The sequence below is a fragment of the Marinobacter sp. SS21 genome, assembly GCF_028369065.1.
Taxonomy (GTDB): domain Bacteria; phylum Pseudomonadota; class Gammaproteobacteria; order Pseudomonadales; family Oleiphilaceae; genus Marinobacter.
In genome coordinates this window covers 241,188-258,311 of sequence record NZ_JAQNDA010000001.1, presented here as the reverse complement: position 1 = coordinate 258,311, position 17,124 = coordinate 241,188, and the positions used below count along the sequence as shown (strand labels likewise).

At 64.6% G+C, this 17,124-nt stretch carries 17 protein-coding genes; 12 read left to right on the top strand and 5 right to left on the bottom strand.

Going from position 1 to position 17,124, the window contains the following annotated elements; genetic code table 11:
• Positions 1 to 30: 30 nt before the first annotated feature.
• Complete coding sequence (locus tag N6L25_RS01155) at positions 31 to 1,455, top strand: HDOD domain-containing protein (protein ID WP_271977194.1); 1,425 nt, start codon at positions 31 to 33, stop codon at positions 1,453 to 1,455.
• Between the two features lie 9 nt (positions 1,456 to 1,464).
• On the opposite strand, the gene N6L25_RS01150 is transcribed toward N6L25_RS01155, so the two are convergent.
• Both N6L25_RS01150 and N6L25_RS01145 read right to left on the bottom strand, forming a co-directional pair.
• Entirely contained in the window at positions 1,465 to 2,160 is a 696-nt protein-coding gene (locus N6L25_RS01150) for an anti-sigma factor (protein WP_271977193.1), read from the bottom strand.
• Positions 2,157 to 2,705, bottom strand: a complete 549-nt coding sequence (locus N6L25_RS01145; RefSeq protein WP_271977413.1) for a sigma-70 family RNA polymerase sigma factor — start codon at positions 2,703 to 2,705, stop codon at positions 2,157 to 2,159. Before N6L25_RS01145 ends, N6L25_RS01150 begins: the two co-directional genes overlap by 4 nt.
• A gap of 252 nt (positions 2,706 to 2,957) precedes the next feature.
• Here N6L25_RS01145 and N6L25_RS01140 point away from each other — a divergent pair, with 252 nt between their 5' ends.
• Genes N6L25_RS01140 through N6L25_RS01125 form a run of 4 tightly spaced genes read left to right on the top strand, consistent with a single transcriptional unit; the run spans position 2,958 to position 6,972 of the window.
• On the top strand, positions 2,958 to 4,439 hold the full coding sequence (locus N6L25_RS01140) for a DUF4331 domain-containing protein (RefSeq protein ID WP_271977191.1): 1,482 nt from the start codon (positions 2,958 to 2,960) through the stop codon (positions 4,437 to 4,439).
• A 17-nt stretch (positions 4,440 to 4,456) separates the two neighbouring features.
• Complete coding sequence (locus tag N6L25_RS01135) at positions 4,457 to 4,690, top strand: hypothetical protein (RefSeq protein ID WP_271977189.1); 234 nt, start codon at positions 4,457 to 4,459, stop codon at positions 4,688 to 4,690.
• Positions 4,677 to 5,879 carry a hypothetical protein gene (locus N6L25_RS01130; RefSeq protein ID WP_271977188.1) on the top strand — a complete coding sequence of 401 codons (1,203 nt, stop codon included), beginning with the start codon at positions 4,677 to 4,679 and terminating at the stop codon, positions 5,877 to 5,879. Before N6L25_RS01135 ends, N6L25_RS01130 begins: the two co-directional genes overlap by 14 nt.
• Position 5,880: 1 nt before the next feature.
• On the top strand, positions 5,881 to 6,972 hold the full coding sequence (locus tag N6L25_RS01125) for a HupE/UreJ family protein (protein WP_271977186.1): 1,092 nt from the start codon (positions 5,881 to 5,883) through the stop codon (positions 6,970 to 6,972).
• Between the two features lie 114 nt (positions 6,973 to 7,086).
• Here N6L25_RS01125 and N6L25_RS01120 read toward each other — a convergent pair whose 3' ends face one another.
• Both N6L25_RS01120 and N6L25_RS01115 read right to left on the bottom strand, forming a co-directional pair.
• On the bottom strand, positions 7,087 to 7,689 hold the full coding sequence (locus N6L25_RS01120; protein WP_271977184.1) for a hypothetical protein: 603 nt from the start codon (positions 7,687 to 7,689) through the stop codon (positions 7,087 to 7,089).
• Between the two features lie 160 nt (positions 7,690 to 7,849).
• On the bottom strand, positions 7,850 to 9,334 hold the full coding sequence (locus tag N6L25_RS01115) for an amidase (RefSeq protein WP_271977182.1): 1,485 nt from the start codon (positions 9,332 to 9,334) through the stop codon (positions 7,850 to 7,852).
• Between the two features lie 175 nt (positions 9,335 to 9,509).
• Here N6L25_RS01115 and N6L25_RS01110 point away from each other — a divergent pair, with 175 nt between their 5' ends.
• A complete protein-coding gene (locus N6L25_RS01110; protein WP_271977181.1) occupies positions 9,510 to 10,616 on the top strand; it encodes a hypothetical protein in 1,107 nt (368 codons plus the stop codon).
• A 55-nt stretch (positions 10,617 to 10,671) separates the two neighbouring features.
• A complete protein-coding gene (locus N6L25_RS01105) occupies positions 10,672 to 11,439 on the top strand; it encodes a sulfite exporter TauE/SafE family protein (protein ID WP_271977178.1) in 768 nt (255 codons plus the stop codon).
• A gap of 18 nt (positions 11,440 to 11,457) precedes the next feature.
• On the opposite strand, the gene N6L25_RS01100 is transcribed toward N6L25_RS01105, so the two are convergent.
• The gene (locus tag N6L25_RS01100) at positions 11,458 to 13,800 is read right to left on the bottom strand and encodes a sensor domain-containing diguanylate cyclase (RefSeq protein WP_271977174.1); all 2,343 of its coding nucleotides are present in this window, start codon (positions 13,798 to 13,800) and stop codon (positions 11,458 to 11,460) included.
• 172 nt (positions 13,801 to 13,972) lie between these two features.
• Between N6L25_RS01100 and N6L25_RS01095 the strand changes: the two genes are divergently transcribed.
• The 5 genes from N6L25_RS01095 (at position 13,973) to N6L25_RS01075 (ending at position 17,004) form a co-directional block, all read left to right on the top strand.
• Positions 13,973 to 14,749 carry a MotA/TolQ/ExbB proton channel family protein gene (locus N6L25_RS01095; protein WP_271977171.1) on the top strand — a complete coding sequence of 259 codons (777 nt, stop codon included), beginning with the start codon at positions 13,973 to 13,975 and terminating at the stop codon, positions 14,747 to 14,749.
• Positions 14,736 to 15,137 (top strand): ExbD/TolR family protein, encoded by a 402-nt coding sequence (locus N6L25_RS01090; protein ID WP_271977169.1) that lies wholly within the window; start codon positions 14,736 to 14,738, stop codon positions 15,135 to 15,137. The genes N6L25_RS01095 and N6L25_RS01090 overlap by 14 nt, the downstream gene beginning before the upstream one ends.
• Before the next feature lie 17 nt (positions 15,138 to 15,154).
• Positions 15,155 to 15,565 (top strand): ExbD/TolR family protein, encoded by a 411-nt coding sequence (locus N6L25_RS01085; protein ID WP_271977168.1) that lies wholly within the window; start codon positions 15,155 to 15,157, stop codon positions 15,563 to 15,565.
• Positions 15,562 to 16,266 carry an energy transducer TonB gene (locus N6L25_RS01080; RefSeq protein ID WP_271977166.1) on the top strand — a complete coding sequence of 235 codons (705 nt, stop codon included), beginning with the start codon at positions 15,562 to 15,564 and terminating at the stop codon, positions 16,264 to 16,266. Before N6L25_RS01085 ends, N6L25_RS01080 begins: the two co-directional genes overlap by 4 nt.
• Positions 16,267 to 16,485: 219 nt before the next feature.
• The gene (locus N6L25_RS01075) at positions 16,486 to 17,004 is read left to right on the top strand and encodes an Hcp family type VI secretion system effector (protein ID WP_271977163.1); all 519 of its coding nucleotides are present in this window, start codon (positions 16,486 to 16,488) and stop codon (positions 17,002 to 17,004) included.
• The last annotated feature ends 120 nt before the right edge of the window (positions 17,005 to 17,124 follow it).

The window sequence follows — 17,124 nt, the reverse complement described above, 5'->3', positions numbered from 1 at the left end:
CCTTTCTCAATTCGACGTGGAACCAGCCGTTTGACCGTTCAGTCCGACCCAGAACCACCACGGATGACCTCGGCCCAGGCCTGGGTAGCCTACCTGAGCAAGGTGGAGCTACCGGTGCTGGCCAACACCCTTCGCCGCATCAACGAGTTGACCCAAAGCAGCAACAGCACCGTCAGCGAGCTGGCCAATGTCATCCTCAACGACGCCCAGCTCACCTCCCAGGTGTTACGCCTGTCCAATACCGTGTTCTACAACCAGACCCGCACCCAGGTTGGCACCGTCAGTCGCGCCATCACCCTGATCGGCTTTGACGCGGTCAAGGCCATGGCCATCTCCAGCCTGCTGGTGGATACCCTGCTGCAACGCAGCGACCGGCCGCACCTGCTCAAATGCCTGGCACGGGCCCTGCACGCGGCGGTCCAGGCCCGCTGCCTGTTGCCCAAACGCAGCACACAGGCGCTGGAGGAGGTGTTCATCGGTGCCCTGTTGATGAACATTGGCGAACTGGCGTTCTGGTCCTGTGACACCGAGCAAGCCAGCGAACTTGAGCATCGATTACGACAGGGCGGGGCCACACTCGAGGCCCAGAAAACGGTGCTTCACTGCACCTTCACCGAAATCACCCGCGGCCTGGTCGAAGCCTGGTCCCTCGGCCCTTTCATCCGCGATGTGGTGGCGCCCGGACAAGCCCGCTCGCCGGCCACCAGACTGGTTCGCCATTCGGTGGAACTGGCACGGTTGTCCGAGCAGGGCTGGCGCGGGCCAGAGATGGACCACTTGCTGGATAAACTGGCCGAGGACACCGGACAAGCCCCGGGCACGCTGCGGGATCAGCTCAAGGTCAACGCCGACGAGGCGGCAAAAATGGCGGTATCGATGGGCATCGCCGAAGTCACCGATTTACTGCCCGGAGCCGGGGATCGGGCGATGGAGGAGCCGTTGAGCCCCACCCCGGTACGGGACCCGGCCCTGCAGTTGGCGATTCTGCAGGAGCTGACCCGAACCATGACGGAAAAGCCCGACATCAATGAGGTTTGCCAGCTGGTGACCGAAGGCATCCACCGAGCCGTGGGCATGGAACGGGTGGCGTTGCTGATGAGTGACCCCACCGGTCAGAACCTGGTGCCGCGACGGATTGCGGGACGCGCCACCGATGCCTGGAAGGAGGCCTTTGTGATTCCCCGGGATGGCACCGGCGATCTTGGCGCGCTTTTGCCTTCCGGAACGCCCAGCCTGTATCAGCCCTCCGCCAGGGCCAGCGGCATTGCCGCTGACCCCTGGTTAGGCCGGGTACCGGCCCTGACCGGCGCTCTGGTAGCCAACGGCCGTCTGGTGGGGATGTTCTACGCGGACAATGCCGACAGCAAGGCAGTTCCTTCGGACGGGCAGCTGTCCGCCTTCAGCCACTTCCTGCAGAACGCCCAGCTCTGTCTCACCATCCTGTCAAAAAGGTGATCAGCCCAGCTACAGTTCATACAACCGGGTCACATGCAGGATGGGCCCGGTCGGCGCGCCGGTGGGCGATCCGCCTTTCGGCTCCAGGCTAATGGCCAGAGTCTGGCTGCTGCCGAGGGCCTGGCGCGCGGCCTCATCCAGCGTCACCCGATAGACCTGGCCAACCGGCACCACGCCCAACGACAGCGGCTGCCCATCATCCGGCACGATCCACAGTTCATAATCCTTGCCCGGCGCGGCAGCCTGAGCCGCCACTGGCCGCAGACTCAGGCGCTGTTCGTGCGCCGCCTCGCTGATGACCCACAGCGGATCCTCGATGCCCGCCTGGACAATTGCGCCAGTCAACACCCGGACGGATGGTGGCGCCGGTTGCTGCACTAGCACCAGCGCCAACACCAGCGCCGCCGCCGTGGCCAGCAGGCTCCAGCCCCCCAGTAGCCAGTCACGACCAGGGCCAACATCCGAGCGTGGCAGCGGTTCGGGCCACAGCCGTTGCTGGATGTTCTGCCACACCCTCGCCGGTGGCTGTCGCTGTGGCACCATTTCATTCAGGGCGCCAACATGCTGTTCCCAGTACCAGACTTCGCGGCGCACCGTGGCGGATTCCATCATCCAGCGTTCAAAACGACGCCGGGCCAGCCCCTGCAACGACCCCAGTACATACTCCGCCGCCAGGCGTTCAATCCGTTCCGGTGTTTTCCTCATTGCTCCAGACACCTCTTGAGCGCCATCAGACCCCGGCGTATCCAGCTTTTTACGGTACCCAGCGGGGTGTCCATCGCTTGCGCCAGCTCTTCATGGGTCAGGCAACGGTAGTAGGACAGCAAGATGCTGTCCCGCTGGCTGGCGGATAATTCATCCAGGCAGCCGGTCAGCGCCGCCGATCCGGCCTGCTGCAGCGTGTGATCGAGCGGGCCCGCTCGCTCATCCGCCAGGTTTTTCAGCGGCTGGTCGCCAACGCTCTGTCGCACCTTGCGTGCCCGGATCAGGTCGAGGGTGCGGTAGCGGGCGATACTCAGCATCCAGCTTAGCGGCGAGCCCCGGTCGCTGTGGTACTCACCGGCATGATGCCAGATTCGCACAAAGGCATCCTGCAAGGCCTCCTCTGCCAGCTGTCGCTGGCCGCAGAGCTTCAGGCACAACCCGAACATGCGCCCCGAAATGTCGCGATAGAGCGCCTCGAATGCCTGTCGGTCCTGTTGCGCCACACCCGCCAACAAGTGCAGCAGCCGTTCCTGTTCGCTTTCCATCGTCGTCACCCTGATCCCCCTTTACTGGTGCCCTTGTTGATCGGCCATTCAGCTTTATACGCCCGACTTGCGCGACTGGATGCGTCTGGAGCCGATTGGATTTTTTTGTTTCCAGCTGCATCTGCCCACCGTGGCCGCCCGTTCCCCCAATGCAACCCCAAGGGCGGCTACACGGCGCCCGTGGTCCTCCACCTGCGGGTGGCGAAGCGGAAATCGTGCAGACGCCCTCTAAACCTAGACGAGGATTTCGGAATGAACACCTATTTCAAACAAGCCGGAGTGGCGTTGGCCAGCGCCGGCCTGTGCCTGTCCGCCGGCCTCAGCCAGGGCTCCAGTCACCGGGAGGCACCCTTCATCACCGAGCTGCCCAAGGTCGATGGCACCGATTTCTACCTGTTCCGCAGCTATGAGAGTGGCCGGGAAAACTACGTCACCCTGATCGCCAACTACCTGCCGTTGCAGGACGCCTACGGCGGCCCCAACTACTTTGACCTGGACGACGACGCCATCTATGAGATTCACATCGACAACGACGGCGATGCCCGCGAGGAAATTACCTTCCGCTTCCAGTTGGAGGACCTGCTCAACGACATTCAACTGACGGTAGGCGAGGGCAGCAGCCTGGAAATGGTGTCGGTACCCTTGAAAAACATTGGCGACGCCACCGCCGACGCCAATGTCCAGTTGCGTCAGCAATACACCGTCAGCGTCGTCTATGGTGATCGTCGTGGTGCCGCCCAGACTGCGATCAATGTGGACACCGGCACCCAAACTTTCCGCAAGCCGCTGGACTATATCGGTGCCAAATCCTTTGACGACTACGGGGCCTACGCCGACCAGCACATCTACGACATCGCCATCCCCGGTTGCAACGGCAATGGCCGGGTGTTCGTCGGCCAGCGCAAGGAGGCGTTCGCCGTCAACCTGGGCGAGATCTTCGATCTGGTCAACACCAATCCGTTGGGGCCCCGTAACGGCGAGGGCGCGGGCGACCTGGCCCGCAACAATGTCACCACCTTCGCGCTGGAGGTACCCACCGCCTGCCTGACCGGCTCCGCCGCCACCGAGACCGGCGGTCAACCGGTCATTGGCGCCTGGACCACCGCCAGTGTCCGCCAGGCCCGTGTCCTCAATCCGGCACCGAGAGCCAACGGCAAGGGCGCCAGCATTGAAGGCGGCGCCTTCGCCCAAGTGTCCCGCCTGGGTATGCCGCTGGTCAACGAGGTGGTCATCGGGCTGAAGGACAAGGACGCCTTCAATGCCTCGGAACCGGCGGATGACGGCCAGTTTCTGAGCTATGTCACCCACCCAACCCTGCCGGAACTGCTGGAAATCCTGTTCGGCTCAGCCGGCGCGGAAGCGCCCAACAACTTCCCTCGCAGCGACCTGGTCACCGCCTTTTTGACCGGGGTGCCCGACCTCAACCAGCCGGCCGGGGTCACCGCCTCCGAGATGCTCCGACTGAATCCAGCCATCGCCGCCACCCCGGCCGCCATGCAGGACGATCTCGGTGTACTGGCGGGCGATAACGCCGGCTTCCCCAATGGCCGCCGCCCGGTGGACGACGTGGTGGATATTGCCCTGCGCGTGGTGATGGGGGCACTGACCACCGACGCACCAAACCGGGATGTGCCGTTCACCGACGGGGTGCAACTGGACCCGAGCGAGCTGCGCACCACCTTCCCCTATCTGGCAACGCCGGTGCCGGGCTCCCCCAACGGCCTGCCCATGTGATCCGGAGGTAAGACACCATGAGCTATCGTTACCTACTGCTCTCGATGGTCGCCGCAACGACCTTTCTGGCCGGATGCTCCGACAGCAATGGCCGGAACCCGGAGTCCATCCGCGCTTCCGTGGATTTCACCGCCTTCGTCAAGCAGGAGCTGGCCAACACCTCGCAACGCCGGGAGGCAAGGGAGGTGAACGAGCTGACCTTCAGCTTTAACGATCGCAGCAACGAGCAGGCCTACGATGACCTGTTCTGAACCGACACCCCGGGGATGCCCAGCCATCCCCGGGAGCGGGCGGCGGCTGATCGGTCGGGCACTGGTCGTTGCGTTAGTCGCCCTGCCGGGCGTGACAGCGGTCGCGGCGGCGCCGCCGATCCAGAGCGATTTCAGCAACCGGGCGGTGCTGGTCGAGCTGCCGGAAACCCGCCCGCTGCCGGAGCCGCCGGCGAGCAACCAGGGTCTCGCCGAGCGGGTGCGGTATCACCTCCGTCAGGCGCAACAGCTTGGCGACCCCCGCCAGCTCGGTTATGCCCAACGACTGCTGGTCGCTTGGCCAGGCCCGACTTTCAACGCCGAGCTGCGGCTCCTACGCGCCCGGCTGAACCAGAGCCTGCATGAGTTCGACGCGGCGCGGGCCGATCTCGCCCATGTTCAGGCCCACAGCCAACGGCCCGGCGAGCGCTACGAGGCCACCCTGCTGCTGGCCACCCTGGCGCTGGCTCAAGGCCACTACCTTGAGGCCGGCGAGGCCTGTCAGACGCTGATCCAACTCCGCGCCGACTTGCTGGCGCACAGCTGCCAGGCCCTCGCCACAGGTCGCTCCGGCCGGCCGGCACAGGCCTATCACACGCTGCGACAGGCCCTGCGGCAGGCACGCACCAGCGAGGCCCACCAGTTGGCCTGGGCTCTGGGCAGTCTCGCCGAGCTGGCCGATCAGCTGGCTCTGGAGACCGCCGGCAGCCACTGGCAGAGCGCGCTGCTGCTCACGCCGGATGACCTCTACCTGCGCAGCCAGCTGGTGGACTGGCACCTGCGCCGGGGCCAGCCGGGCGCTGCGCTGGCGCTGACCGAAGGCTACATCCAGGTCGATGGCCTCGCGGTGTTGCGGGCGGTTGCCCTGGGCCAGACTGGACACGATCAGCAAGCCGTCGCGCTAACGCAACGGCTTGCCCAGCGCTTTAGTGAAGCCCTGTGGCGCGGCAACCTGCTGCATCGACGCGAATATGCCCGCTATCTGTTGGATGTGGTGCAGCAACCGGAGCAGGCCCTCACCCAGGCGCGGCTGAACTGGCAGCAGCAACGGGAACCGGCCGACACCCGGCTACTGTTGCGTGCCGCCCAGGCGACGGGCGATAGCAGCGTCAGCAGGCAGGTCGGCCGTTGGCGAGACAGCCAGGGTTCGCACCAATCCCGTGACCCGGCACCGGGCCCCAACGGAGGCTGACATGGCGCGATTCACCGGTTTCCTGCTGCTGCTGATGCTGGCCTGCCCGGCCTGGCCCCACAAGGCCAGCGATGGCTTCATGTATCTGACCCTGGCGGAGCAAGAGCTACCCAGCCTGCGCCTGGATTTCGCGCTACGGGATCTGACCCTGGCGCTGCCCATGGACAACAACGGCGACGGCCGCCTGACCGGGGCCGAATTACGCCAGGCCCAACCGGCGATCGCCCATTACCTGTCCGAACGGGTGACGGTGACCAATGATCAGGGCCCGTGTCGCTTCGAGCCACGACACTGGGGTATCAGTCGTCACAGTGACGGCGTCTATGCTGCAACCGCCATCGACCTGCACTGCCCGGGCGACGGCCAGCCCCTGAGCCTGCGCTACAGCGCTCTGTTCGACCGCGATACCCTGCACCGGGGGCTGCTGCTGGTTCAACGCGGCGAACACCAGCAGTTAGCGGTGATCGCCCCGGACACCGGCCCGGTGAGTCTGGCCGGCAACGGCACCAGCCCGATACAGACCTTTGTCAGCTTTCTGGAGGAAGGGGTTATCCACCTGCTGGTTGGACTGGACCACCTGCTGTTCCTGCTGGTGCTGGTCATTCCGGTTTCCCTGACCAACGTCGGCTCCCTGCGCAAACGGCTCTGGCGCCTGAGCGGCGTGGTCAGCGCTTTCACCCTGGCCCATTCGGTGACGCTGGCCCTCGCCGCCCTGGGCACGCTAACCCTGCCCATCAACTGGGTGGAGACGGTCATTGCCCTATCCATCGGCGTCGCCGCCCTCAACATCGTCTGGCCGTTGCTGGGTCCCGACACCTGGAAACTGGCCTTTGGCTTCGGTCTGATTCACGGCTTCGGCTTTGCCAGCGTGCTCGGCGAGCTGACCACCGGAACCAGCCAGCAGGCGCTGGCCTTGGCCGGCTTTAACCTGGGCGTCGAGCTGGGTCAGCTGATGTTGCTGGTGGTGGGGTTTCCGCTGCTGTACCTGCTGGCGCGCTTCTCCTGGTACCGACGGGCACTGGTTCCGGCGCTGATTGTTGCGGTCTGTGGTGTCAGTCTGGTCTGGGTGGTAGAGCGTATTCCGGTGCTGTAGTGTCCCGTCTGGTCAATACGCTGATGTACGGCTTGTTTCAGCGGGAGCTGTGGTCAGAAACCACAAACCCGGCCTGATGCCGGGTTTGTGGTGGGGTAGATGAGGTGCTGCGCGCTAATGCAGCGCCCGCATTTGTCTGGGGTAGAGCGCGGCACTGACCTCGGGTTCTTCCAGCAGCTCGGCCAGCTCCATATCCAATTCTGTTTCCTCGCCCTCCTCGGGCAACGGCTCGAACAGGGTGTCGAGCCAGGCGGTGACCTTGGGCGCGTCTTCCCGCTCGTAATCGGTGGAGAGGGCATGAATGCCACGAAAGCCAATGATGCGCTGATGGCGCGGATCACGGATTTGCTCGAACCCTCGCCAGTAAATCCGGTCGCGGGTGTGCAGCTGCACGAACAGGGTATCGATGGGGGTGGTCGGTTCGGTGCCATTCTCGGCCGCCTGTTCCGGCGCGGTTTCGCTGACCTCATCCTTTCTGCGGATGGTGGTCCACGCCGGATAGAGCAGGGCAACCGCATCGGCTTCGACGTGCTCCCGCGCGGCGCGCAGAATCAACGCCCAACGGGCCTTGTCGGCATCGGTTTCCAGTGAATTGATCGGTAAGTCGTAGCTTTGCTCGTTGGAAAGGACGATTGCCATCATCGGGGCGTCCAATTCCCCCATGGCCTCGGCCTGTGCAACGGATACCAGCTCGTCGATTGCCATCGGTTGGTTCATAATTCACTCGCCTCCTCGATGCCATCAGGGTCGTAGAGAGATCGCAACCTCCCTCCCTGACAGCATAGCGTGTTCCGCACGTAAAGATAAACGGCAAATCGGTAACGAAGGATCACACCAAGCCAGGCCAGGACCCGCTCTGCCAGCCGTCACAACCCACTTACAGGTGCTCGGTGCGCTGGTACTGGTCAAACCAGGGCTGGGCCTCCTCCAGCTGTGCCGCCAGCTGTAGCAGGGTCGCCTCATCGCCGTGGCGGCCGCCGAACTGCACGCCCACCGGCAGGCCCTCGCCGGTCCAGTGCAGCGGCACCGACATCGCCGGAGTACCGGTCAGGTTGGCCAACTGGGTAAACGGTGTTCGCGCCAGATTGTCCAGCGCCAGCTGGTCCACCTGACCGCTCTTGTGCACCAATCGCCCGGCGCGCAATGCCAACATCAGCTTGGCGACCACCTGCAGGTGCGCCGGGGTCTCCATCTGGCCGATGCGGGCCGGCATTTGGCCGGTGGTCGGGCACAGATAGAGATCGAAATCCTCGAAGAAGGCGCCGAGGCCACGGGCGAAATTGTTCCAGCGCTGGCGCATGGCGACGTAGTCCGGCAGCGGCAGGGTTCGCCCCAGCATCGCCAACAGGCGGGTTTCCAATTCAAAGTCCGACTCCCGCGCGCCATACTCGCGGGTGGCCCGATCCACCGCGGCGGACACCTCACCGAAGTACAGACCCAGATAACAACGGGCCAGATCGGGACCGTCAATGCGGGGCTGGGCGTACTCTACCGTGTGGCCCAGGCTGGCCAGCAGGCGGGCGGTGGCCTCCACGGCCTCAACGCAGTGGGCATCCACCTCGGTTCCGTAGGGGGATTCGGTGAACACCCCGATTCTCAGGGTGCGTGGTGCCTGCTGCATCAGCTCGGCGTAGGGCTGGGGCGGTTCCGGAATCCGGAACGGGTCGCCGGTGGCGGGGCCGGACAGCACGTCAAGCATGGCGGCGCTGTCGCGCACGGTGCGGGTCACCACGTGATCGCTGGACGCACCGGTCCAGCTCTCACCGGCCATGGGCCCTACCGAAACCCGGCCACGGGACGGCTTGAGGCCAAACAGCCCGTTGTAGGCCGCCGGAATGCGGATGGAGCCGCCGCCGTCGTTGGCCCCGGCCATCGGTACAATACCCGCACCGACGGCGGCACCGGACCCACCACTGGATCCACCCGGGGTCAGGGCCGGATTCCAGGGGTTGCGACTCGGCCCCCACAACCGGGACTCGGTGATGGCCTTCAGCCCCAGTTCCGGGGTGGTGGTGCGCCCGATCACCGTCAAACCACTGTCACGGCTGCGGCGAACGAACTCGGAATCCTGCTGCGGCAGGTAACGCCGATAGCCACGGCTGCCATGGGTGCATGGCACTCCCTGCTGCTCCTGAGCCAGATCCTTGAGCAGGAACGGCACGCCGGCGAATGGCCCCGCCGCGGCCGGTTGCTGGCTCAGGGCATCGCCATACTGGGGATGACAGATGACATTGAGTCGGCCATTGACCCGTTCGGCCCGGGCAATGGCCGCTTCGCAGACTTCCCGGGGTGACACTTCCTTGCGTCTGATCAGCTCGGCGAGGGCGACGGCGTCGTAACGCAGGTATTCGGATTCTTTCATGACGGCTTCCGGAACTGGTTGTTATACGTCGCCAAGGATACCGAAATGACGGAAGGAGAACAGTGACAATACCTCATGTTGGCCCGATCGGTCGCGGCCGCCACAACCATGGACCTGGCACGCCAGACTGGCTAGGATGCAGGCAATAGCCACTCTCGTTGGATCGGAACGGCCCATGTGGAAATGGATCGGATTGCTGCTTGTCCCTGCGCTGTGCTGGGGCTCCCAGAAACAGGCCACGGCCGAGGCCGCCGCCGACAACTGGGTGTCGGTGGTGCGCGCCTCCCCTTACTGGGTGAGCCAGGGCGTGTATCAGAACATCGTCACCATTCGGCGCTGGGTGCTCACCGAGTCCGGCTACTGTTCCGAACCCAACCGACACATCCTGTTTGGCCACCGCGGCCGTTTCCTGGGTTACATCGATAACGGCGTCACCCGTCCCGGCACCCAACACCGCCTCAACGAGACCCGGGCGGCGCTGGCCCGCCGTGGCGAGGTGCACACCTGGGTCAAAGGTGGCCCCGGCAAGACCGGCTACCCCTTTGCCCTGGCCTGCAACCAACCACACGTTGATCTGGACGAAGCCATTCACCGCTACCTCGGCACCGACGCCGCGGACCGGCTTTGGGGAACCTGGGACGATCTCCGCTTCCGCGCACCCGACAACCCCGGCGCCTTGCATGAGGCCCTGCTGCAGGTCTACCAGACCCGACAGAACCAACAGCGCTTGCAGTTGCCCGCGGAGTTGCCCAGATACCTGGCCGGCCAGGTGCTGATTGAAAGCGGCGCCCGGGCCCAGGCCCACTCAGCCGCCGATGCCCGCGGCATCCTGCAGCTGTCGCGGTCGGCGCTGGGCGACTGCGGCATTGCCGCCGGCAATTACTGGCACCGCCTGGCCCAGCTCGATTGCGCCCTCAAGTTAATGAACCAGAATGCCCGCAATCTGCGACCGGCCTTCGAGGCCCGCTTTGGCGAGCTGCCCGCAACCAAACGCGAGCGGCTGTTCACACTGCTGCTGGTGCAGGCCTACCACGGCGGTGCCGGCCGGGTTGAGGCGCTGCTGACCAGCGAGGATCTGTCGGCGCCCGCGGCCTACTTTTCCCGCCATCACCACCGCTACAGCGCCGGAGATATCGCATTCGGCATGATCTACCACAACCTGGGTCGGGATCGGTTCGGCCTGGCGTCGCTGTACTATGTGGCCGATGTCGAGCTGGCCATGGAAGCCCTGTGTCAACGGGCGCAGGTGCGGCAGAACGGCTTCTGCGGCGACGCCGGCTAGTGTCCCGTCTGGTTAATTCGCTGATCTACTGAGCCCTTAAACGATCGGATCCGCCATGGAACTCACCCTCTTTCCCGAAAACCTGACCACCACCACCGTCATCATCCTGCTGCTGTGTTCCACCCTGACCTCGATGATCACCGCCAGCCTCGGTGCCGGCGGGGGGGTGCTGATGCTGGTGCTGTTGGCACTGTGGCTACCGCCGGCCGCGATCATTCCGGTGCATGGGCTGGTCCAGCTCGGCTCCAACGGTGGCCGGGCGGCGATGACCTGGCGGCAGGCCGACTGGCGGGTGATCGCGGCGTTTGCCCCCGGCGTGGTGGTGGGCGCCGGTATCGGCGCCTGGCTGCTGGTGGACCTGCCGGCCCATCTCTGGCAGCTCACCATCGGGCTGTTTGTGCTCTACCTGTGCTGGGGTCCGGCGCTGCCCGGCGCCGCCTTCGGCCGCACCGGTGTGTTCGTAGCGTCAACGTTGACCACCTTCGTCAGCCTGTTTGTCGGCGCCACCGGCCCGCTGGTGGCGGCGTTCATCAAGCAGATACACGACAACCGGTTCACCACCATCGCCACCTTTGCCCAGGCCATGGTGCTGCAGCACGCCCCCAAGGCGCTGGTGTTCACGGTCGCGGGTTTCGTGTTCCAGGACTGGCTGTGGTTCATCATCGCGATGGTGCTGTTCGGGTTTGCCGGCACCTGGCTGGGTCTGCACGCCCTCAAACGGCTCAGCAACCGCCATTTCAACCGCATTTTTAACATCCTGCTGTCACTGCTGGCCCTGCGCTTACTGTGGCAGGCGGCTGCCAGCAGCGGCTGGCTCGGTTGAGCGTCTCGGTCGAGCGCCCTAGGGCTCCGGCGGCAGTGGCACCGCTACCACCGCATTTCGGCCCCGGGCCTTGGCGGCATAGCACCCCTCGTCCGCCCGCGCCATGGTTTCCCGGGGCCCGCTGTCGTGGGCCGATACTTCGGTGAGCCCGATGCTGGCGGTGACCCCAAAACGCTGACCGTTCTGACCAACCCTGACCGATGCCACCGCCTGGCGGATTTCCTCCGCCAGCGACTCGGCCCGGGCCAGACCGCAGGCGGGCAACACGATGCCGAACTCATCGCCACCCAGCCGCGCCACCGAATCGGACTTACGCACCGAGCCGGCCAAGACCGAGCCCAGTTCCCGCAACAGCTCGTCACCGAGCAAATGGCCGCCCTGGTCGTTCACTGGCTTGAAGTGATCCAGATCAATCAGCATCACCACGCTGGCGGTCGACTGGGCCGGCGCCTCGCCCAGGCACTTGATCAGGGAGGCGGTGAAGGCGCGCCGGTTCAGTAGACCGGTGAGACTGTCATGGGTGGCTTCCCAGGACAGCCGTTCTTCCTGGCGGCGGCGTTCGGAATCGTCCCGCAGCACAAACACCAGACGCTCCAAGGCCTCCCCGGGATTCAGTCGCAACATGGTCAGCTCGATATCGAATCGGTCGCCGCGCCGGTTGTGCAGCACGCCGTCCAGCAGTGGCACCTCGCTCTCGCCCTGAAAATGACCGGCGTCCCAGGTGGCGCCATCCTCCGCCTCCACCGCGACCAGCTCGAAGAAGTTACCCCCCGAATCGGTCCCCAGGTAGGCCCGGGCAGCCTCGTTGCAAAACCGGATCTCACCCTCCCGGTCGGTCAGCAGCACGCCTTCCTGAAGCACCCCGAGAATGCTGTCCGCCCGGCCTTGCTCAGCCTTCAGTTCCGCCTCCACTTCCAGTTCATGGGTGATGTCCCGGGCCACGGTAATGGTGCCCAGCGTCTTGTCGGCGGCGTCAATGCGAGCGGTCATGACATCGACCCAGATAACGCGGTCTTCGGGTCGATGGTGGATGCGGAACTGGCCCCGGTAGATATCGCCCACCTCGCGGGCATGGAGCCATTCGTTCACCACTTCGTCCCGGTCTTCCTGGTAGATGAAGGAGGACAGGTAGTGGTGTCGCAGCTCGTCGGCGTCGGCGCCAACAAGGCATTCAAAGGCGGGGTTCACAAACTCGATGCGTCCGAGGACGTCGGCCTGCAGGATGCCGATCGGCGCACTCTGGGACAGCGAGCGGAAGAACGCTTCCCGGTCCGCCAGCGACGCCACCACCTCGGTGCGCTCATCCATGACGGTATTGAAGGTATCCGCCACCTGTTGAATTTCCCGACCACCCCCCACCTTCACCGAACGGGTACGCAAGCCAAGGTGACGCTCGGTGATCTGCTCGGCCAGGTCGGTCAACGGCGCCAGCAACCGCCGATACACCAGCAACGCCAGCGGCACCAACACCACCAGCACCGCCAGCACCACCCACAACAGGATTTCCGCCAGGCGTTCGGCGGCCGCGAAGGCTTCCTGTAGCGGCCAGACGGCGGCAACAAACCAGGGTGCATGGTTCAGCTGCTTCACCGAGATAAGGGTTTCCAGGCCCTGTTGATTCAGCGACAGACGGGTACCCTCATAACCGGTGAGCGCCGCCTGGATCGCCTCACTGCGTGCGGACGTCGGCTGCAGCACCAGGCCAGGATCGCGGCCATGGGCTAGGGTGATGCCGCTGTGCGTCGCGACAAACAGGTAACCGTGCTGGCCCAGCCGGACATCGGCCAGGTCGGCCATGAAGTTATCGCCTTCAAGCCGCAACGCACCACCGAGCACCCCCATCTGACGGCCCTGATGGTTAAACACCGGCGCCGCCATCATGATGGTAGGGGTAGCGTTGTGACGGGATCGATAGGGCTCTGAGAGCACCAGCGTCAGCTGTTGGGAGGCCTGCTGGAAGTAAGCCCGACCGCTGGCATCGAAGCCGGTCTGAACAGATTCCAGGGGATACTCGCCGATGACGATGCCGTGAGCATCGAGTAGGTAGATGGCATCGAACAGATGCCGCAGGGCCACTTGCCGCTCCACCAGCAACTGGGCTCGGCCCTCGAAGGCCTCGGTTTCCATGGTCAGCGCCCGGGCCACGTCAGTGAGGGTATCGAGCCGCTCCGACAGCTTGCGGTCGAGTTCTGCGGCAATCAGCGTTGCCAGGGACGCAACCTGGGTCTCGGCCTGGGCCTTGAGTTCCTGGCGGCTTGCCAGGCTGTTGGCGATCGTGACCGCCACAGCGGTGAGAAATATGGCCACGACGACCAAGAGGACGGCTCGATTAACCAGACTGTCCAGCCAACGACGCAACATGAGCTCAGGCAACACCCAGCAGGAATGGCGCAGAACGCGTTCGAAAGCCGCCCGTTACTGGCGGTAGTGATGGTTAGAGTGTAACAGATGACCCAGAAAGTGCAGGCCGAACCTTTTATTCGTTAACGCAAATCGTTATCATTTGCGCATTTACTTTCCAACTGGTGCAACCATGTCAGACGCTCTGCTAAACGCATCCCCTGGCGGCCTGTCCGGACCGCTGCAACAACTGGTCGAGATGGGCGGGCCGGTGATTCTGGTCTTGCTCGCCCTGGCTGTCGCGGGACTGGTCTCGTTCTTCTACCTGATGCTCACCGGCGCGGTGTACGCCCCCCGGCACTCACGGGCCTTGCGCACTGCGCTCGCCCACTGGGCCCAGGCCCCTGACCGCAAACATCTGCAGCAACTGCGCGCCTCATCCGGCTGGCTGGCTCGGCGTAACCCGCTGCGCAACCTGGTGATGCAGGCCATGCAGGCACGGCTGACAAGGCAGCACCCGGAGCGGCTGCGGGAAGTACTGCGCCGGGACGCCGGTGCCGCTCTGGAACCCTTCAACGCGCCGCTGAAGGTGGTCGAGGTGGTGGCCGCTCTGGCCCCGCTGCTCGGTTTGTTGGGTACGGTGCTGGGCATGATGGACGCGTTTGGCGCGATGGCCGCCACCGAAGGCCGGGCCAACGCCAGTCAGCTCAGCGGCGGTATCTACGAGGCGCTCACCACCACCGCCGCCGGCTTGATTGTGGCCATCCCCTTTGCCGCCCTGGCCGCCTGGATCGAGTTCCGGCTGCGGCGGCTGAACACCCTGGTCAACGCAGCCCTGGTGACGGTGCTCACCGCGACGTTACCGGAGCCCGCCATCGATCCCGAACCCGCCGCCAACTCCGCCACCGAAACGGCGGACGAGCCCAGCCTGGACCTGGCCTCAGCCCGTTTTGCCCATGCAACTGGTTGAGCCGCGGCCATCACGGCCCACGCCCATTCGGATCACACCCTTGATTGACGTGGTGTTCATCCTGTTGGTGTTCTTCATGCTCACCAGCCGGCTGTTGCCAACCGGCTATCTTGAGCTGGACAACGACAGCGGGAAGGGCCAGGCCATGGCTGACCAGCCGCGACCGGAGCTGGTGCTCGATGATAGCGGCACCGTGCAGTGGCAACAGCGGCCCTGGGTGCTCAGCGCACTGGTGGCGGAACTCAAACGCCTGGGCCATACCGACGTCAATCTGGCCAGCGACGGCCAAACCCGTCTGACCAGCTTTACCGAAACATTCACCACCCTGCAGTCCGCCGGCATCAACACCCACTGGCAACGCGAAACCGGTGCAGCGGCCAGCGACTAACCAAGCGAGCGTAAGCAATGGATTCCCTGGTACCGCCGCCACCCGGTAGTGGCAAAGGCCTGATGGAGCGGGTGGAAGACAGCCTGCTGCCATTGATCAACCTGGTCTTCCTGCTGCTGATGTTTTTCATCGTTGCCGGCCAGCTGTCCAATGACCCCTTGCCACAACTGCCGGCCATGGCCAATCAAGGCGAGCAGCAACAACCGGCCGCCGATCTGGTCATCCAGCCCGACGGTCGCTGGCAGGTCAAGGGGACAAGCGTCGGCGTCGCCGAGCTCCGCAGCCAGTTACCGGCCCCGTCCGAGCAGCAGCCGCTGCGCATCGCCGCCGCCCGCGACCTCGCCATGTCGGAGCTGGAAACCCTGCTCAGCCATCTTGAGGCTGCCGGCTATACCGACATCATCTTGCTGACGGAGCCGAGCCCATGAGCCATCGCGCCCGCGCACTGTTCCTGCTGATCTCGCTGGCCCTGAGCCTGACGCTGCTGACCCTGGCGCTGCCCCATGCCAGCGCCCTGCAGTCTCCGGAGGGCGAGGCCGATGTCAACGCCAGCGCAGCCATCCAGATTGCCCTGGCCGGCCGGCCCGCGCCGTCACCAGAAGCGTTGGTCGAGCCGCCCGCGCCCGACCCGGAACCGGTTTCCGAGCCCAAACCCAAACCCGAGCCAGAGCCAGAGCCAGAGCCAGAGCCAGAGCCTGCACCAGAACCGGAACCGGAGCCCGAGCTGAAGCACCCGCCCGAACCGGCACCGGCAACCGAGAGCCAGCCGTCATCGACCCCGGCGGTGGCGCCCGAGGTAGCACAGGTGGAACAAGTGGAATTGCGCGCCGGCAGCTCCGGCCAGGTGGACACCTACCTCAGCCGCCTCAACCGCCACCTCAGTCGCCATTACGACTACCCGCGACGGGCCAGACGCCTGGGACAGGAAGGCACGCCGGTTGTGGTGTTCGAGTTCGATCGCCAAGGCGTGCTGCTGCACTACGAGCTGCAGGCTTCATCCCGCCACACCCTGCTGGATCGGGCCGCAATGGCGCTGCTGGAGGCCGCCCAGCCACTGCCGCCGGTACCGGATTCGATGGCAGGCGAGACTTTCACCTTCAGTCTCCCCATCCGTTTCCGGCTGCGCTGACCGGGGCGAAAACGGCCGGGCAACAACTTGCCCGGCCAGCAAGCGTTCGCCCGCCGCCAGCAAGTTCTTGCCTGATCATGCACCCGGCGACTCGCCAGCAAATAAGCAACCAATTGATATGTAAAGAATATTGCAATGTGGCACAGTAATCGCCTTGACCATGGCGTCCAGGGAGAACCCGCAGGACTTTTCTCATTCATTAACGTCATGGAGCAGACTATGCCAACGCCTTGTTATATCAGTATCGAAGGCCAGACCCAGGGCAACATCACCGCTGGTGCCTTCACCTCCGACTCGGTCGGCAACATCTACGTGGAAGGCCACGAAGACGAAGTGCTGGTACAGGAGTTCAACCACGTCGTCACCGTACCGACAGATCCGCAGTCCGGACAGCCCTCCGGCCAGCGTGTCCACAAGCCATTCAAGTTCACCTCGGCGCTGAACAAGGCCACGCCGCTGATGTACAACGCGCTGGCCTCCGGTGAAATGCTGCCCAAGGTGGAACTGAAGTGGTACCGCACCTCGGTGGAGGGCAAACAGGAGCACTTCTTCTCCACCATTCTCGAAGACGCCACCATCATCGACATCAACTGCAACATGCCCCACTGCCAGGATGCCGCCAACGCCGACTTCACCCAACTGGTGACGGTCTCCCTGTCCTACCGCAAGGTCACCTGGGAACACGCCGTGGCCGGCACCTCCGGCGCCGATGACTGGCGTTCACCGATCGAAGCTTAAGCCTCGATGGACTTTCAAAGGGGGGAGGTCCCCCCTTTGCCACTTTGACTATCAAAAGGAGATTGATAGTGAGTGACATAAATCGCTCCGGCAAACGGCATTCGAAACCGGGCTATTCGG

What these genes read in the sequence shown, in the direction of transcription:
- N6L25_RS01095 (WP_271977171.1), top strand. Translation starts at nt 13,973, where the DNA reads ATGTCAGACGCTCTGCTAAACGCATCCCCTGGCGGCCTGTCCGGACCG.
- N6L25_RS01105 (WP_271977178.1), top strand. Translation starts at nt 10,672, where the DNA reads ATGGAACTCACCCTCTTTCCCGAAAACCTGACCACCACCACCGTCATC.
- N6L25_RS01145 (WP_271977413.1), bottom strand. Translation starts at nt 2,705, where the DNA reads ATGGAAAGCGAACAGGAACGGCTGCTGCACTTGTTGGCGGGTGTGGCG.
- N6L25_RS01150 (WP_271977193.1), bottom strand. Translation starts at nt 2,160, where the DNA reads ATGAGGAAAACACCGGAACGGATTGAACGCCTGGCGGCGGAGTATGTA.
- N6L25_RS01140 (WP_271977191.1), top strand. Translation starts at nt 2,958, where the DNA reads ATGAACACCTATTTCAAACAAGCCGGAGTGGCGTTGGCCAGCGCCGGC.
- N6L25_RS01090 (WP_271977169.1), top strand. Translation starts at nt 14,736, where the DNA reads ATGCAACTGGTTGAGCCGCGGCCATCACGGCCCACGCCCATTCGGATC.
- N6L25_RS01110 (WP_271977181.1), top strand. Translation starts at nt 9,510, where the DNA reads ATGTGGAAATGGATCGGATTGCTGCTTGTCCCTGCGCTGTGCTGGGGC.
- N6L25_RS01100 (WP_271977174.1), bottom strand. Translation starts at nt 13,800, where the DNA reads ATGTTGCGTCGTTGGCTGGACAGTCTGGTTAATCGAGCCGTCCTCTTG.
- N6L25_RS01130 (WP_271977188.1), top strand. Translation starts at nt 4,677, where the DNA reads ATGACCTGTTCTGAACCGACACCCCGGGGATGCCCAGCCATCCCCGGG.
- N6L25_RS01115 (WP_271977182.1), bottom strand. Translation starts at nt 9,334, where the DNA reads ATGAAAGAATCCGAATACCTGCGTTACGACGCCGTCGCCCTCGCCGAG.
- N6L25_RS01080 (WP_271977166.1), top strand. Translation starts at nt 15,562, where the DNA reads ATGAGCCATCGCGCCCGCGCACTGTTCCTGCTGATCTCGCTGGCCCTG.
- N6L25_RS01075 (WP_271977163.1), top strand. Translation starts at nt 16,486, where the DNA reads ATGCCAACGCCTTGTTATATCAGTATCGAAGGCCAGACCCAGGGCAAC.
- N6L25_RS01120 (WP_271977184.1), bottom strand. Translation starts at nt 7,689, where the DNA reads ATGAACCAACCGATGGCAATCGACGAGCTGGTATCCGTTGCACAGGCC.
- N6L25_RS01135 (WP_271977189.1), top strand. Translation starts at nt 4,457, where the DNA reads ATGAGCTATCGTTACCTACTGCTCTCGATGGTCGCCGCAACGACCTTT.
- N6L25_RS01125 (WP_271977186.1), top strand. Translation starts at nt 5,881, where the DNA reads ATGGCGCGATTCACCGGTTTCCTGCTGCTGCTGATGCTGGCCTGCCCG.
- N6L25_RS01085 (WP_271977168.1), top strand. Translation starts at nt 15,155, where the DNA reads ATGGATTCCCTGGTACCGCCGCCACCCGGTAGTGGCAAAGGCCTGATG.